This is a genomic window from Magnetococcales bacterium (genome assembly GCA_015228815.1).
GTDB lineage: Bacteria > Pseudomonadota > Magnetococcia > Magnetococcales > UBA8363 > UBA8363.
Genome location: JADGCV010000008.1, coordinates 79,139 through 94,016 on the forward strand (window position 1 = coordinate 79,139; position 14,878 = coordinate 94,016).

Sequence of the window (14,878 nt, forward strand, 5' to 3'; positions counted from 1 at the left end):
TTGTGGATGACCTCTGGTTGGCGATGCCCGGGAATCCCGAACCAGAGGCCTTGAGAACGAATCAACCGACTTGAATACAACAAAAGGAGCGCATCTTCAGTGGCCAACATTAAATCCGCCATCAAACGCAACCGTCAGACCGAGAAGCTGACCCAACGCAATCGTGAGGTCAAGTCCCGTTATCGCACCTACAGCAAGAAAGTGCTTGAAGCGGTACGGTCCGGCAATCTGGAAACCGCTCAGGCGGCCTTGAAGGAGGCGACCAGCGTGATTGCGGTGACGGCGCGCAAGGGGGTGATTCATCCCAATCAGGCCTCCCGGAGGATCAGCCGACTCAATGCCCGGGTCAAGGCAATGGTGGCGGCTCCGGTTTGAGGAGTGGGAGCGAGCTGTTGTGTCACCAAAGAGGGACCGTTCGGCTTCCAGCGGCGCCGGGCCATCGGTGTTCCGGGTGGAGGTGATCCGTGACGGTCCTCAGGGAAGGTGGGGATTCGCCCCGCCGTCATCCCTGTCGTGGCTGTTTGGGGCGGACCGCCAGATGGCGCCGGTCGGTTATCGTGCCGTGACGGCATTCCCAATCCAGGCCTGACAACCATAAAGAAACCTCATGGAATTTGCCCAACTTCCCATTCCCGCTCCATTGCTGGAGGGGATCCGCGACGCCCATTTTGTCCAATGCACCCCGATTCAGGCCCTGACCCTTCCCCTGACCCTGGAGGGGAAGGATGTCGCGGGTCAGGCGCAGACCGGGACGGGAAAGACGGCGGCCTTTCTCATCGCCACACTGAGCCGCCTGCTTGCCGCCCCCCAGGGGCGTGGGCCTTCGGGTGGGGCCGGTGACGATGCCCCCCACCACCCGGTCAGTCATCCTCGGGCCCTGATCATCGCCCCGACCCGCGAACTGGTGGTGCAGATCGAGCGCGATGCCCGGCAGCTTGGCTGCCATGCCCCCTTTCGGATCGCCGCGGTCTATGGCGGGGTCGATTACGAAAAACAAATGCATCTCCTGACCGATGGCGAAATCGATCTTCTGATCGGCACTCCGGGGCGTCTGATCGACTATTACAAACAAAAATTTTTCCGGGTCGATCGGGTCGAGGTGTTGGTGATCGACGAGGCGGATCGCATGTTCGACATGGGATTCATCGCCGATCTGCGTTATCTGTTGCGGCGGCTTCCTTCCTACGAACAACGATTGTCGATGTTGTTTTCCGCGACGTTGTCCTATCGGGCACAGGAGCTTTCCTACGAATTCATGAACAGCCCCGTGATCCTTGCGACCGTGGACGATGTCCGGACGGTCCGGCAGGTGGTGCAGGCGTTGTATCATGTCGAGGGGCGGCGCAAGATCAGTTTTCTGGTGGGACTGCTCAAGCGTGATCTGAAGGAGACCGCAGGGGGGGGCGCGGGCCGGGTCATGATCTTCGTCAACACCAAGCGGATGGGAGAAAAGCTGAAAAAATGGCTGCGGGCGAATGAAATCCAGGCGGGTTATCTTTCGGGGGATGTGCCGCAGGCGGTCCGTTTGAAGGTGTTGCAGCGGTTCGGGGACGGGGCGATTCCTGTCCTGATCGCCACCGATGTGGCGGGACGGGGGCTGCACATCGATGGGGTCACCCATGTCATCAACTTCGACCTCCCGGAAAATCCGGAAGATTACATCCACCGCATCGGACGTACCGCCCGTGCCGGCGCCAGAGGCGATGCCATTTCCCTGGTGGATGAGGATGGGGCCTATCATCTGGAAGCGATCGAACAGTGTATCGGCGCGAGAATCCCGATACAGGAAGACGATCTTGAACTGTATGTTGCCCTGACCCGTCCGGTGGTTGATCCCAAGGAAGAGGATGGGGAGGAACGTTTGCGGCAACGCCCCCGGACCTCCCCGGGAAAAGGTCGGGCGAAGGGCGGTCGGGGACGGGATTCAAGACGTCGTTCCCCGGTGCGGGAAAACAGTGTGACCGAAGGTATTGCGCCAACCGTGGTCGGAGACGGACTGCCCGTGGCCGAAGGGGTGCCGGGCGTGGCGACTGAAGGGGTGGCGGAGGAAAAGAAAAAACGGCGACGGCGCCGCAGGAAGAAAAAGGGGAACGAGGGGGGCGCGATGATGGCCGATTCGGGAGAACCCGCCGCCGGGGAGCCTGCCGGGCCTCCCTTGTTCGAGGAAAAAGAGTGATCCGCGAATGGCCGGGTGGCGTATCGCGTCCATTGGAAACCTTTTTGACGGAAAGTGCATATCATGACCGAACAACAACCGGACCAGGCGCCTTCAAACCAGCCGGTATTCAATGTCGAGCGGCTTTATATCAAGGATTTGTCTTTCGAAAATCCCAATGCCCCGGAGGTGTATTTGCGGCGCAACGATCCCACGGTGGAGTTTAATCTGGGGACCGGAGTGACCCAGAAGGGCGAGGATCGTTATGAGGTGACGTTACAGGTCAATGCCCGGGTCAAGGATGGGGAGGAGGTCCTGTTTCTGGTGGATGTGACCTATGCCGGTCTGTTCCGGATTCGCAACCTGCCGCGGGAACATCTGGGGCCGACATTGGGCATTGAATGTCCACACATCATTTTTCCCTATGCCAGGCGGATCATTTCGGATCTGGTGATGGAGGGTGGGTTCAAGCCGATGGTGTTGGATCCCATCAATTTTGCCGCCTTGTACCACCAGGCCAAGGAGCGGGAATCCGCTGGAAACTGATCTGCAAGATTCGATGGCGATCAGGATTTTTATAGAGCTTTGAGGATCATGGCGCCATTTCCAATTGCTGGCGGACATGATCCAGGAAGCGTTCCACCAATGCGGTGGTTGCCGCACGGTCGATCTCTTCGTCAAATTCGGGATAGGCGCCATAGCGGAAGGTGGTGGCAAAGTCGGTGAAACCCAACAAGGCGTTGAAGGATTCCGGCAACATTGCGCCAGATCGTTCCAGAAGGGCGTTCAACGCCAACAGATCGTGTTTTTTGGGAAACTTGGCATCACCGCAGGCAAAGCCATGCCTTCAGACCCTTCTCAATGGCCTGTTGGACGTGGAATCCGAAAATTGCCACATCGAAATGATCAGAATCGCCCATCGCTGCCAGAGCGCGGAAATCCTTGCCCGCCATCAGCAGATAGGTTTCCGCCTGGTCGGTGTCGCTCATAGAGGGGTATCCCTTCCCGAAGGGCATGGGTGATGATGTGGTTGGCGGAGTGTTGCCAGCGGTCCACCTCGTCCTGGCTGTAGAGCAGGATATCCTTGGGCATGGGGAAGGATGCCAACAGCTTGCGAATCTTCTGAAGTTCACGCCATCGGCTTCGTTCCTGAAACCCTTCGTCCACAACCACCAACAGGTCGATGTCCGAATCTTCGTTGGCGTCACCCCGCGCCAGGGAGCCGAACAGGATGATCCGCTCCGGGTGGACGGTTTCCACTATGGAAGCGCTCATGGCGGTCAGGTCGGCGTCGGTAATGGTCATGGGGCGCTGAAGTGTTGCAATGTGGCGCGTCTCTTGGCGAATGGAATACATTTTTCCATACCGGCGCATGAAGGGGATGTTCTCTCCTTCATCCCTTTTTTTCAATCTTGTTCCAACTGTCACGCAGAGAGACGCTGCGGTTGAAGACGGGATTTCCCGGTTGGGAGTCGTGGCGGTCGGGAGAAAAATATCCGAGGCGCTCAAATTGAAAATGCTGTCCCGGTAGCGCCCGGGCAAGACTTTCCTCGACGGGGCGCTCATCGAGAACCTGGAGCGAGTCGGGATTGATGTGGTCGAGGAAAGAACCGCCTCGCTTGGCGTCAATCGGTTGTGCCACCGTGAACAGGCGATCGTACAGGTTGATCCGCGCCTTGAAATGGCGCTCCGCCGAAACCCAGTGGATGACCCCTTTGACTTTTCGTCCTTCGGGCGCTTTGTTCATCGTATCCCGATCGACCTGGCATCTGAGCGCTTCGATCCGACCGCTGCGGGGATCCCTGATGATCTCCTGGCAACGGATGACGTAGGCATGGCGCAGCCGGACCTCGCCTCCGGGGATCAAACGTTTGTAACCCTTGGGGGGGGTTTCGTTGAAATCGTCCCGTTCGATGAACAGTTCCCGCGTCAAGGGGATGGTCCGGGTTCCCAGCGACTCGTTTTGTGGATGGTTGGCGAGTTTGATTTCTTCGAGGTGTCCCTCGGGAAGATTGTCCAGAATCACCCGCAGCGGGTCGAGGACTGCCATGGCCCGTGGGGCGTTGTGTTCCAGATCGTCGCGCAGGCAGTTTTCCAGGAGGGCCATTTCAACATGATTGGGGGCCTTGGTGATGCCGATCAGGCGGCAGAAATGGCGGATGGAGGCGGGCGTGTAGCCGCGTCGCCGCAATCCGGAGATGGTCGGCAGCCGGGGATCGTCCCATCCCGACACATGACCTCCCGAGACCAGGGTGGTGAGCATCCGCTTGCTCATGACGGTGAATTCCAGCTCCAGGCGGGAAAATTCAATCTGCCGCGGATGACAGGGAAGCTCTTCGGCCAGTTGATCGAGGATCCAGTCGTACAGGGGGCGGTGATCCTCGAATTCCAGGGTACACAGGGAATGGGTGATCCCCTCCAGGGCGTCCGAAATGCAATGGGTATAGTCGTAGGTCGGATAGATGCACCAACGGTCACCCGTCTGATGATGATGCGCCCGCCGGATCCGGTACAACGTGGGATCGCGCATGTTGATGTTGGCGGAGGACATGTCGATCTTCGCCCGCAGGGTGTGCGTTCCATCGGGGTATGCCCCGGCGCGCATCGCCCGGAACAGGGTCAGGTTTTCCTCGACCCCCCGGTCGCGATAGGGACTTTCCCGTCCCGGTTCGGTCAGGGTTCCGCGATGATCGCGCATTTCGTCGGCGGAAAGGCTACAGACATATGCCATCCCCTTGCGAATCAACACCTCGGCCAATTCATACAAACGCTCGAAATAATCGGACGCATAATACAGGTGGATCCCCCAGTCGAATCCCAGCCAGCGGACATCTTCCTGGATCGATTCGACATAGGCGATCTCTTCCTTCTCGGGATTGGTATCATCGAAGCGCAGATGACAGCGGCTACCGGGATATTGGAGGGCGATGCCAAAATTCAGACAAATCGATTTGGCATGGCCGATGTGCAGGGTGCCATTGGGCTCGGGAGGAAAACGGGTCACGACCTTCCCTTCGTTCGAATGGCGCTCCAGATCCTGTTCGATGATGGTACGGATGAAATCGGTCTGTTTTTTTTCGTCATTCGCGGACATTCAGGTACACCTTGAACGTTTGAAAGTTTGGGTTCCCGGTCAGGAAATGGTACGCTTCCAGGCAATATCTTGAAAATGAACCCTGAGGGTACATGGGTTTTCCCGGGACAAAGGCTTGTGTTTCATGGACACGGGCCCTCCGGTCCGCTTTGGACCGCGCCATCGAGAGAATACCGGTATCCTGTCATGGAGAATAGCAAGGGTAATGCCAGAGGAGAATGTCATGGCGCAACTTTTTGAATTTATTCCGGTGTTGATTTTCTTTTTGGTCTACCAATTTACCGATCTGGTGACCGCGACCATCGCCTTGATGGTCACCATGGCCATTCATGCGGCGGTGGAGTGGCGGATCAAGGGTAAACTTGAACGTTCCCGCTGGCTGGCCCTGGGCCTGGTTCTGTTGTTTGGCGGCGCGACCGTATTCACCAGGAATCCACTCTTTATCCAATGGAAACCGACCATTCTGCAATGGATTCTGGCCCTGGTGTTTCTGGGAAGTCATTTTGTCGGCGGGGGCAAGGTCGTGATCCGGCGTTTGTTGGAGGGAAAGGTGGCGCTTCCGGATGCGGCGTGGGTCCGTCTCAATCTGGGATGGGTCGTTTTTTTCTTTGTGACCGGGGGGCTCAATCTTTGGGTTGCCTGGACGTTTAGCGAGGAAATATGGGTCCGGTTCAAACTTTTTGGCTTGATGGGATTGACGCTGGTGTTCGTTCTTCTCCAGGCGGTGTACCTGGTCCGGCACGCCCGTCCTGGCGATGAAGGGCAATAGAACCATCATGTCCGGTCCTGGGGGTATCGGGTCATGGATGGCAATGACTGTCCTGGTGGTCGCCTTGGCCATTCCAGGCGGGGCGGAGGAGGTTGTCGGGGGCGGGCAGATTGGGGTGAACACCCGTTTTGCGACACAGGTTTCCAACCGTGTTTCCGACGTCGTGGATCACTCCTTTCCCTTTCTGACACGCCGGGTTCGCGATCTTGTCGCCGGCGGTCATCCCGAGGCGGCCATCCGTTTTCAGGAACGGCTGTACACGGGGTTGTCGCGGAGCGCGGGAAAGGATCATCCCCGTTCCTTGCGTGCCCTGGGTGATCTGGCCCGGCTGTGGGTTGCCGCGGGTCGTCTTCGGGAGGGGCGCGTTGTCTTCGAGCGGTTGGCACAAAATCTGGATCGGGTTTTGGGCCCGCACCATCTGGAAACGGCTCTGGCCCGTCTGGGTCATGCCCAGGTGATTCTCCACTGGCCCGAGCGGGCCGCGGAGGCCCTCGATCTCATCGGCATGGTGGAACCGGTATTGAATCAATTCCTGTGGCCCGATCATCCGCAACGGATCATGCTTCCGCGGCTTCGGGCCAGGGCGCTCGTGGCACTCGGGAGGAATGAGGAGGCGGAGCGTTTTCTTTCCGAGGCGCTCCAACAGGGCCGGTCTCTGTTTGGTCCGGACGATTCCAGGATCGTTCCGATTCTTGCCGAACGGGGAGCGATCCGGATCCGGATGGCGCGGTATCGCGATGCGGTCACCGATCTGGAACAGGCGCGTTCCATTTTGGGGCGGGGAGGGGCTTTGCTTTCCTTTGCGGAGCACTTCCAGGTCCTGGAGCGTCTTGCGGAAGGTTACCTGGCGCGCGATGACCTGGAACAGGCCTTGGAGATCCTGGAAGAAAAAGTGGCGCTTCTGGAAAGCGGGCCGGGAATCGGGGAGGATCTTCGCGCCAAATCGTTGACCGATCTGGGTATGGTCGAACTGGGGCAGGGGCGGTTGGCGCGGGCAGAGGTTCATTTACGGCAGGCGTTGGCTCTTGTGGACGTGTTCAAGGAACGTGATCATCCACAACGGGCCTTCATTCTGACCCATTTGGGTGATGTCTACTGGCGCCAGGGGAAAAAAAAGGATGCCGTGCGTTCCTTTGCCGCCGCCGAAGCCGCCGCCGCCTCTTTCTTTGCCCGGGATGCGGTGGGTCATGCCAATTGGCTTGCAAGCATGGCGATCATTCTGCATCAGGATGGAATTTTCGAACCCGCGAAGGGGATGTTTTCCCGATCGTTGCATCTTTTGGAGGGGGCCTTGGGTCGGGAGGATCCGGCGGTGGTGCGGGTTCGGCGATCCCTGGCGTTTCTTTCCAGTCGGGAGGAAGAAAAAGGGCCCCGGAATTCCTTGCGGACGCAAGCCGCGCCGGGTGGAAAGGAGAAGTTTGATTTCATTTTCGAGGAAAAGGGGGGCGTGTTGCATGGATTCCAGGATGGGGCGGGGGTGGTCGATCCGTTCTCCATGGACGGTAACTATTCGGTGATCGAGATGATTGAAAGAAAAAGGGATCCCCGCGAAAGCAGGAACCCCTTTTTCTTTCAATAATTTTGAACCGGAAGGGTCTGATTGGGTTACGGTTGCTCGGCCAGTCGCGCCAGGGCGTCGGCTTGAGCGCTTTGGGCCTGAAGCAGTGTACCCAGGGTTGCCGATTCCCGTTCCATTCCTTGCAGTCGCTCTTCCTTGAGGCGCACTTCTTTCTCAAGGACTTGGATCCCGGCGTTCAGTGTCTCGATCCGTTCCCGGAATCGCCCTTCCATCGCCATATCCTCGTCCGAATGACGTTCCATCCGTTCCTTGAGCCTTTTTTCCCGATCAAGGCTGTCCATCAGGTCTTCATGGGAAACGGTGGAAAAAATCATGAAACCCTCCGCGCGTCGTTCTTCCGTATGCAGTTGTTCCCGAGCGACCTGGGCATTTCGATTCCGTCGATCCTGGAAATTTTTCTCCTCCAGGATCAACCGTTCCCGTTCACGGAGCGAATTGTCAAGTGTCCGACGGGCGTTTTCCAACGCACCCCGGGCGGCATCGAGGCGAATCCGGTTGAGTTCCAATGTCCGATTCATTTGTTGGTGTCGTGAAGTTGCCGCTTCGATGGCGGCCTTGCCATGATTCCGGACCCATTCTTCGTGGATGATCCGGGCTGTTTCCTCGGCGGAATGGGCCGTGACCAGAAGTTTTTGGATTTGAAAAACGTATTGTTTCTGTCGCTCCCTGGCTTCCCGGTCCAGGACCGCCACTTCACGGGTGTATTTTTCCTCCTCGTTTATGGTCCGTACCCAATCTTCATGACTCATGGCGCCGGACCACCCCTCCTGGACAATCTGTCGAAGACGATCCGACTGCCGCCGCATGTCGCGGATCGTTTCCTGGTCTTCGATCCATCCTTGCTTTCGTTGGGCATCGAGTCTTCGCGCCTCTTCCATGGCCTCCGCGCCTTTCTTCAGGGCGCTGGCCATCGCCGCCTGGGGCGAGGGGGGCAGAGGGGATTCGAAGGCCAGCCGGGGAAAAACGGAGCCGTTTCCGTCCGCAATTTCCTGGGACGAAGGCCGTTCATTCGCGAAAATGTCGTGTACCAAAAGGATGGCGAGGAAAAAAAAGCAAACCAGGGATGCAGACGTTGCCTTGGGTTTTGTCTTCATGAGAATCCGTCCCGCCAGTCCGGAACCGGCAAAGGGTCGCAAGGGCCATGTGTCGAATTTTGTGAAATCTTGGATGAATTCATCAAGGTCTGCAATTTGAAAGCCAACGATGGAATTGCCTGTCGATCTGGACTGCGCAACGAAGATCCGCGGAAATGATCCAAGAACAGGCCTGTTTCTTGCTTACACTAATGCCATCGATCGGGAAGCGCGTCGTTTCGATCAAATTTTGACGGTTTTCGATCCTTCCAGGAACCAACATTTTTTTCAGGTGGTGGCGCATGAAAAGTCGAGTCGAATCCTTCACCCAGAGTGCATCCCTTTCTCCGGAACAGAAATTGTGGATTGCCGTCCTCGAAACGGCGGTCGAGGATGCCTTGACCCACAAGGATCCGGATGAAAAGGAGGCGGCCCGCAAATGGTTTCGCGAAGGAGGATCTCATTTCAGGTTTGTCTGTGATCTGGCCGATTTCGATCCCGAATATGTCCGCAAACAGGTGATGCGGCTGATCAACTGACCAGGGAGTGTATCGTGGGGGGATGTTTTGCGATGAAGCGACGGAAAAACCGGGAAAAGGTTTTCGGGGAATCCTCGCTACCGGTCATTTTCCCGGCATGAGGGTGAGCAAACATTGTTTTTCATGACAATTCATGCTCTCATCCTGCCGATCACGAGCGATTCCGGGTCTCGGCGCAAGTGCATGGGCTGGGTCAGGAGTTTGGACACTTCCAGTGAATAAAAGTAACGGTTTGATCAAACGCAATCTCAGGGAACTGGATCTGCTCATGCGGATCCTGGATATTGCCGTATTGCTTTTCTCCGGTCTTTTTTCCCTGTATTGGAGTTTCGGCAGCCTGTCGCATCCGCGGGAGACCGTGACCATCGGCCTGTTCGCGGTGTTGATCTGGCTGGTGGTGGCCAATGCCAACAACAATCTGTACCGTCAATGGCGCGGCACCAGCCTTTGGATCGAAATAGGCACCGTCAGCTGGGTGGTGGCGCTGGTCATCATGACCGTCGCCATGATCATCCGCGACCTGTTGGTCGTTTCCCGCCCCATTCCCGATTTGCTGTTTGGCAAATGGCTTTTTTTGTGCTGGTTCATGCTGATGGTTTATCGCGTCTCGTTGCGCCATTTTTTGCGCTGGATGCGACGCAAGGGGTACAATCACAGACATATCGTGATCGCCGGGGCGGGAGATCTGGGTCGGAAAGTGATCCGGGAACTCTCCCAGGCGACCTGGACCGGCCTCGATGTCGTCGCCTTTTTCGACGATTGTTATCCCGACAAGATACCACATCAGGTCGAAGGGATTCCTGTCGCCGGAACCTTGGATGATCTGAATTCCTTTGTCGAAAACAATTCAATCGATCAGGTTTGGATCGCCCTGCCGCTGCGGGCCGAACCGCGAATGAAAAAACTGATCCGCTCCCTGCGTCACAGCACCGTCGATATTCTCTTCATCCCCGACATCTTCACCTTCGATCTTCTGAACCATTCCATCACCCAGATTTCCGGCATTCCGGTCATGAATCTTTCGGTCACGCCAATGGTGGGATTGAACCGGAAAATCAAGGCGGTGGAGGATCGGGTCATTGCCTTTCTGATTCTTCTGCTGTGTTTGCCGCTCATGTTGCTGATCGCCCTCAAGGTGAAAAGCAGTTCTCCCGGTCCGATCATTTTCCGACAGATTCGCCATGGGTGGGATGGCCGAAAGGTTGAAGTGTGGAAATTCAGGACCATGTACCTGCATCAGGAACCCAAGGGACAGGTGATTCAGGCGACGCGCAATGATTCCCGCGTCACCCCGATCGGCCATTTTTTGCGCCGGACAAGCCTGGATGAACTTCCCCAGTTCATCAATGTCCTTCAGGGAACCATGTCCATCGTCGGTCCCCGTCCCCATGCCGTGGAGCATAACATTCTCTACCGCGACGAAATCGACCAATACATGAAACGGCATATCGTCAAACCGGGAATCACCGGTTGGGCCCAGGTCAACGGTTTTCGCGGAGAGACCGATACCATCGAAAAAATGCAACGCCGGGTCGAATTTGATTTATACTATATTTCCAATTGGTCTCTTCTTTTTGATATTCGTATTATCTTATTGACCGTCGTCAGACTGTTTTTCAGCAAAAATGCCTACTGAACCGGACAGTCCAATCATCCATGGAAAATGACCGGCGGTCGGTGCATCATGTCCTCAAGATTGCCCACCGTCCACCCTCTGGAGGCTTTTCCGTTGGACAACCCGAGCAGGGAAGCGCCATCGCTTCCATCCTACCAGACCATCCCCATGGCCTTTCTGGCGCCACCTCCGGTCGAGCATGAAATCGACATGCTCGAATTCTGGAAAATGTTTATCCGGGCCAAATGGTTCATTCTGTTGGTGACCGTGTTGACGACCGCGGGATCGGTCTATCTGGCCAAGACCGCGACGCCCATTTATCGGGCCGAGGTTTTGATCGCCGCGGTTGACGACAAGGGAGGTCAGGCGTTGAGTGGCGGGCTGTCGGGACTGGCATCCATGGCGGGTCTCGACATTGGCGGCGGAAGGACGGCCAGTTCAAACCTGGCCATTTTGAAATCGCGGCATTTCCTGGAAAATTTCATCGAAGAGGAAAAACTTCTTGATGTCCTCTTGCCCCTTGGGCCTGATTCTTCTCCTCCGGAAAAGAAGGAAAACGGGGAACGGGAGCGGACCCGGTTATGGCATGCCGTCGTGGCCTTCGAGGGGATTCTTTCGGTTTCCACCGAGCGAAAGGATGGGGTCATCGCTGTCGCCATCGAGTGGCACAATCGGGAACAGGCGGCGCTTTGGGCCAACCTGCTCATCGAAAGACTCAATGATCATCTGCGCCGTGTGGCCATCGAGGAATCGGAAAAAAGTGTTGCCTTTCTCCATAGTGAATTGGCCAAGACCCAGGTGATGCAATTGCAACAAGTTCTGGCCAACCTGCTGGAAACGCAGATTCAAAAAACCATGATGTCCCGTGTTCGTCCCGATTTCGCCTTCAACATTGTCGATCCCGCAGTGGCGCCACCCGAGGGGGTGATCGCTCGTCCCAGGCGCAAATGGATGGTGGCGGTGGGGTTCGGGGCAGGTTTGGGATCGGGGTTGTTTTTGGCGTTACTCGCGCATTTGTTGCGGGGGAGAAAAACTCCTGAGTAATGTATATGAACACTATTGAAAGAAAAAAGGGGTCTGGGGGCAATCCCCCAGACCCCTTTTTTCTTTCAATATTTTTTATATATCAGTACACTGTCAATGGTTCGCTCCAATTACAGTTATCAGGATACCAGGGCATCGAGGACTTCGATCAGGCGTGATTTGCGGATCGGTTTGGACAGGTGCAGGTCGCATCCCGCTTCCAGGACCCGTTGGGCATCCTCGCGCATGGCATTGGCGGTCAAGGCAATGATGGGGGTGTGTCGCAGGCCATTGCCCGCTTCCCATTGGCGGATCATGCGGGTGGCGACATATCCATCCATGATCGGCATCTGGACATCCATGAGAACGGCCCCGAAGTCACCCTCCTTGAATTTTTTTAAGGCCTGGGCGCCATTGGCGGCGATCTCGACCGAATATCGGGTTCCCTTGAGATAGGCAGTGATGACCATCTGGTTTTCTTCCGCGTCTTCCGCCAGAAGAATCCGGGAATGAGTGGCGTGGGCCGATAGGGGTTCGACGGTTTCGGAATCGGTCGGTGGAGAACCATCGTCGGCAGCGGGGGCGATCGTTTCGGTCACGGGATGCAGCGGGATCAGGAAAAAAAACGTGCTGCCCTGTCCCCGTTCACTTTCGACCCAGATTCGCCCTCCCATCGCCGCGACGAGCTGCCGACAGATCGCCAGACCCAGACCCGTGCCGCCATGGCGCCGGGTCACGGTGTTGTCCTCCTGGGTGAACGGCTGAAAGATGCGCTCCTGGTTTTCGTCGTTGATTCCCCGACCGGTATCGGAAACGGCAAACAGGATGCGTCCCGAGCGTTCCAGGCGCACTTCCAGTTTGACATGCCCCTTGTCGGTGAACTTGATGGCATTGCCCAGAAGGTTGAGGAGAATCTGACGCAATCGTTGCGGGTCGCCCTGACACTGGGCGGGTACATTGTTGGCGATCTTGATTTCCAGGGTCAGGCCCTTGTCCCGCGCCTGAAGGGCGAGAATCTGGAGGGTGTCGTTCAAGAGGGCGGTCAGATGAAAGGGCATCGATTCCAGAATCATTTCGCCCGCTTCGATTTTCGACAGGTCGAGAATATCGTTGACGAGGGCCAGGAGACTGGCGCTTGCCCGATGGAGTGCCGCGAGAAATTGTTTTTGTTCGGGAGTCGTGACCGATTCGGTCAACATGTCCCCCATGCCGATGATGGTGTTGAGGGGGGTGCGGATTTCATGACTCATGGTCGCCAGGAAACGACTTTTAGCGTGGTTGGCCTCCTCGGCCTGGATCCGGGCGCTTCGCAATTCCTGGTCGAGTTGTTTGCGTTCGGTCATGTCCAGACCGATGCCCGTCAGGTAATACGCCCTGGAAATTTCGATCCGGGTACCCGAGAAGAGATAGGGAATGGTTCGTCCATTCCGGGTCGATAGATGGGCCTCGGTGGTGGCATGACCATGCAGGAAGACCTCCTCGATGCTGGATGCGATTTTTTCCCGGTCTCCGGCGGCAATGAATTCCAATGCGTGTTTTCCGGAAATTTCCTCTCGTGAATACCCGGTCACCTCCAGGAAATTTCGGTTGCATCGTACCAGATGCCCCTTCTGATCGAACAGATAGAACAGACCGGAAAGGCTTTCGATGATCGAATCGGAGAAAAGCCGTTCGTTCAAGACCTGGGTTTCGAATTTTTTTCTCTCCGTGACATCGACAAAGGTGGCCAGGAGGTCTTCACCGAAAGTGGTGCCACCGATTTCGATGGTTTTTACCGTGCCATTTTTGCAGGTCACGTCGTATTCGATGGGAGAGATGTCTGTCCCCTCCGCCATTGCCTTCCGGACCGCGGCGCTCCAGGAATCGATGACCTGGCGCCGGTATTGGGGATCGGGATAGGCCCGCGGCCACCAGTCGTTCAGGGTGGGAACGTCGTTCGTGGTGTATCCCAGGAGACGGGAAAATCGTCGATTGGCATGAAGGACGATGCCATTCTTGTCCACGTAACCCAGGGGTATGGACATTTCCATGAAAAGTTGCAGAAATTTTTGTTCACTTGCCTTGAGGGCCTGCTGTTCCCGTTGCAATGCCACCGTTTTTCTCCGGGCCATCAGGTAGAAATGGATGGTCAGGGCGAGTGCCCATGAAAGGAGAAGGCCGAAGATCAGGAGGGCGTGGTGGACGTTGGGGTAAAGTGAATTGAAGGGATCGTCCGATTGCAGGCGCAGGGTGTGCAGGGCGTTCCACAGGGCCAGGGTTACGGTGGCCGTTCCCAGGCCGATCGAATTGGGAAACCAGGGGGGGAAGAAGACGCTCCGGTCGGGTTCTTGATACCAGGCCAGGGCGGTCAGTCCGAGGCCGAGGAGGACAAATGCCGAAGCGGTGTGCAGGGCCATGCGTGTCATGTCGCCCCAGCCATAGGCGGCTTCGAGTTGGAACGGGTAGCCGATCAGGGCCACCGCTCCCAGGGCGATGACCACTCCGCCGATGATGCCCACCATGCGGTTGGCCGTATTTTTTGTTTCGTGGAAACCACCGATCAGAAGCGCCGTCGCCGACAGGGCGAAACAAAGGGCGGCATTGGGGGCCATGCGACCGGGATGGGAGGTTTTCAACAGGATGTAATGCTTCATGAAAAGCTGATCCAGGCCCAGGTCGATCGGGATCAGGTATTCCAGGAGGGTCAGTCCCGCCAGGATCAGCGCTGCCGTGGCCAGGGTCCGGGAGAGGCCGATCTTTCCGGACAAAAGGGCAAGCAACCCTCCACCCGACAGGACAAATCCCAGGGCAGTGTTGTATTGCATCGGGACAAGGTCAGGGTGGACCTGGATCCAGCCGGAATGATGAAAATGCCAACCGGCAAGGACCATCAGGCCAAGGACGATCACCCCCGAGCCACCAAGAATGGCGATCGTTTTGCCGGCAACTTTGGCCAATGGAGTTGGTTCCATGGAAACCCTGTCATTCGATCGATGATCGATCTACTATAACAGAGGCTGGATGGATTTTCCCGCGTAAACCGTTTTCCGTG

General features: G+C 56.8%; 14 protein-coding genes. 9 read left to right on the forward strand and 5 right to left on the reverse strand.

Annotated elements, in window-relative coordinates:
• Positions 1 to 99: 99 nt before the first annotated feature.
• From rpsT to secB, 4 genes are all read left to right on the forward strand, one after another.
• Positions 100 to 375: a 30S ribosomal protein S20 gene (rpsT, locus tag HQL76_05150; protein ID MBF0108542.1), complete on the forward strand. Its 276-nt coding sequence runs from the start codon at positions 100 to 102 to the stop codon at positions 373 to 375.
• Between the two features lie 19 nt (positions 376 to 394).
• Entirely contained in the window at positions 395 to 589 is a 195-nt protein-coding gene (locus tag HQL76_05155) for a hypothetical protein (GenBank protein ID MBF0108543.1), read from the forward strand.
• An 18-nt stretch (positions 590 to 607) separates the two neighbouring features.
• The gene (locus HQL76_05160; protein ID MBF0108544.1) at positions 608 to 2,176 is read left to right on the forward strand and encodes a DEAD/DEAH box helicase; all 1,569 of its coding nucleotides are present in this window, start codon (positions 608 to 610) and stop codon (positions 2,174 to 2,176) included.
• A 63-nt stretch (positions 2,177 to 2,239) separates the two neighbouring features.
• On the forward strand, positions 2,240 to 2,701 hold the full coding sequence (gene secB / locus HQL76_05165) for a protein-export chaperone SecB (GenBank protein ID MBF0108545.1): 462 nt from the start codon (positions 2,240 to 2,242) through the stop codon (positions 2,699 to 2,701).
• Between the two features lie 46 nt (positions 2,702 to 2,747).
• On the opposite strand, the gene HQL76_05170 is transcribed toward secB, so the two are convergent.
• The 3 genes from HQL76_05170 to HQL76_05180 form a co-directional block, all read right to left on the reverse strand.
• On the reverse strand, positions 2,748 to 2,915 hold the full coding sequence (locus HQL76_05170; GenBank protein MBF0108546.1) for a hypothetical protein: 168 nt from the start codon (positions 2,913 to 2,915) through the stop codon (positions 2,748 to 2,750).
• 146 nt (positions 2,916 to 3,061) lie between these two features.
• Positions 3,062 to 3,460, reverse strand: a complete 399-nt coding sequence (locus HQL76_05175) for a nucleotidyltransferase domain-containing protein (protein MBF0108547.1) — start codon at positions 3,458 to 3,460, stop codon at positions 3,062 to 3,064.
• Between the two features lie 88 nt (positions 3,461 to 3,548).
• Positions 3,549 to 5,249 carry a glutamine--tRNA ligase/YqeY domain fusion protein gene (locus tag HQL76_05180; GenBank protein MBF0108548.1) on the reverse strand — a complete coding sequence of 567 codons (1,701 nt, stop codon included), beginning with the start codon at positions 5,247 to 5,249 and terminating at the stop codon, positions 3,549 to 3,551.
• Positions 5,250 to 5,472: 223 nt separating this feature from the next.
• Here HQL76_05180 and HQL76_05185 point away from each other — a divergent pair, with 223 nt between their 5' ends.
• Positions 5,473 to 6,018 carry a septation protein A gene (locus HQL76_05185; GenBank protein ID MBF0108549.1) on the forward strand — a complete coding sequence of 182 codons (546 nt, stop codon included), beginning with the start codon at positions 5,473 to 5,475 and terminating at the stop codon, positions 6,016 to 6,018.
• Between the two features lie 37 nt (positions 6,019 to 6,055).
• The gene (locus HQL76_05190) at positions 6,056 to 7,597 is read left to right on the forward strand and encodes a tetratricopeptide repeat protein (protein ID MBF0108550.1); all 1,542 of its coding nucleotides are present in this window, start codon (positions 6,056 to 6,058) and stop codon (positions 7,595 to 7,597) included.
• A 26-nt stretch (positions 7,598 to 7,623) separates the two neighbouring features.
• Here HQL76_05190 and HQL76_05195 read toward each other — a convergent pair whose 3' ends face one another.
• A complete protein-coding gene (locus HQL76_05195) occupies positions 7,624 to 8,691 on the reverse strand; it encodes a hypothetical protein (protein ID MBF0108551.1) in 1,068 nt (355 codons plus the stop codon).
• A 281-nt stretch (positions 8,692 to 8,972) separates the two neighbouring features.
• On the opposite strand from HQL76_05195, the gene HQL76_05200 reads away from it, so the two are divergent.
• From HQL76_05200 to HQL76_05210, 3 genes are all read left to right on the forward strand, one after another.
• Entirely contained in the window at positions 8,973 to 9,209 is a 237-nt protein-coding gene (locus HQL76_05200) for a hypothetical protein (protein ID MBF0108552.1), read from the forward strand.
• Between the two features lie 268 nt (positions 9,210 to 9,477).
• A complete protein-coding gene (locus tag HQL76_05205) occupies positions 9,478 to 10,845 on the forward strand; it encodes an undecaprenyl-phosphate glucose phosphotransferase (protein ID MBF0108553.1) in 1,368 nt (455 codons plus the stop codon).
• 48 nt (positions 10,846 to 10,893) lie between these two features.
• Positions 10,894 to 11,868, forward strand: coding sequence for a hypothetical protein (locus HQL76_05210; protein ID MBF0108554.1), 975 nt, complete (start codon positions 10,894 to 10,896; stop codon positions 11,866 to 11,868).
• A 119-nt stretch (positions 11,869 to 11,987) separates the two neighbouring features.
• Here the strand turns inward: HQL76_05210 and HQL76_05215 are convergent, their stop codons facing one another.
• Entirely contained in the window at positions 11,988 to 14,798 is a 2,811-nt protein-coding gene (locus tag HQL76_05215; GenBank protein ID MBF0108555.1) for a PAS domain S-box protein, read from the reverse strand.
• Positions 14,799 to 14,878 lie beyond the last annotated feature (80 nt).

Bases quoted from the DNA above. Each gene is read 5' to 3' on its own strand.
- HQL76_05160 (MBF0108544.1), top strand. From the start codon at position 608: ATGGAATTTGCCCAACTTCCCATTCCCGCTCCATTGCTGGAGGGGATC.
- secB (MBF0108545.1), top strand. From the start codon at position 2,240: ATGACCGAACAACAACCGGACCAGGCGCCTTCAAACCAGCCGGTATTC.
- HQL76_05170 (MBF0108546.1), bottom strand. From the start codon at position 2,915: ATGTTGCCGGAATCCTTCAACGCCTTGTTGGGTTTCACCGACTTTGCC.
- HQL76_05175 (MBF0108547.1), bottom strand. From the start codon at position 3,460: ATGACCATTACCGACGCCGACCTGACCGCCATGAGCGCTTCCATAGTG.
- HQL76_05180 (MBF0108548.1), bottom strand. From the start codon at position 5,249: ATGTCCGCGAATGACGAAAAAAAACAGACCGATTTCATCCGTACCATC.
- HQL76_05185 (MBF0108549.1), top strand. From the start codon at position 5,473: ATGGCGCAACTTTTTGAATTTATTCCGGTGTTGATTTTCTTTTTGGTC.
- HQL76_05190 (MBF0108550.1), top strand. From the start codon at position 6,056: ATGGCAATGACTGTCCTGGTGGTCGCCTTGGCCATTCCAGGCGGGGCG.
- HQL76_05195 (MBF0108551.1), bottom strand. From the start codon at position 8,691: ATGAAGACAAAACCCAAGGCAACGTCTGCATCCCTGGTTTGCTTTTTT.
- HQL76_05200 (MBF0108552.1), top strand. From the start codon at position 8,973: ATGAAAAGTCGAGTCGAATCCTTCACCCAGAGTGCATCCCTTTCTCCG.
- HQL76_05205 (MBF0108553.1), top strand. From the start codon at position 9,478: ATGCGGATCCTGGATATTGCCGTATTGCTTTTCTCCGGTCTTTTTTCC.
- HQL76_05210 (MBF0108554.1), top strand. From the start codon at position 10,894: ATGTCCTCAAGATTGCCCACCGTCCACCCTCTGGAGGCTTTTCCGTTG.
- HQL76_05215 (MBF0108555.1), bottom strand. From the start codon at position 14,798: ATGGAACCAACTCCATTGGCCAAAGTTGCCGGCAAAACGATCGCCATT.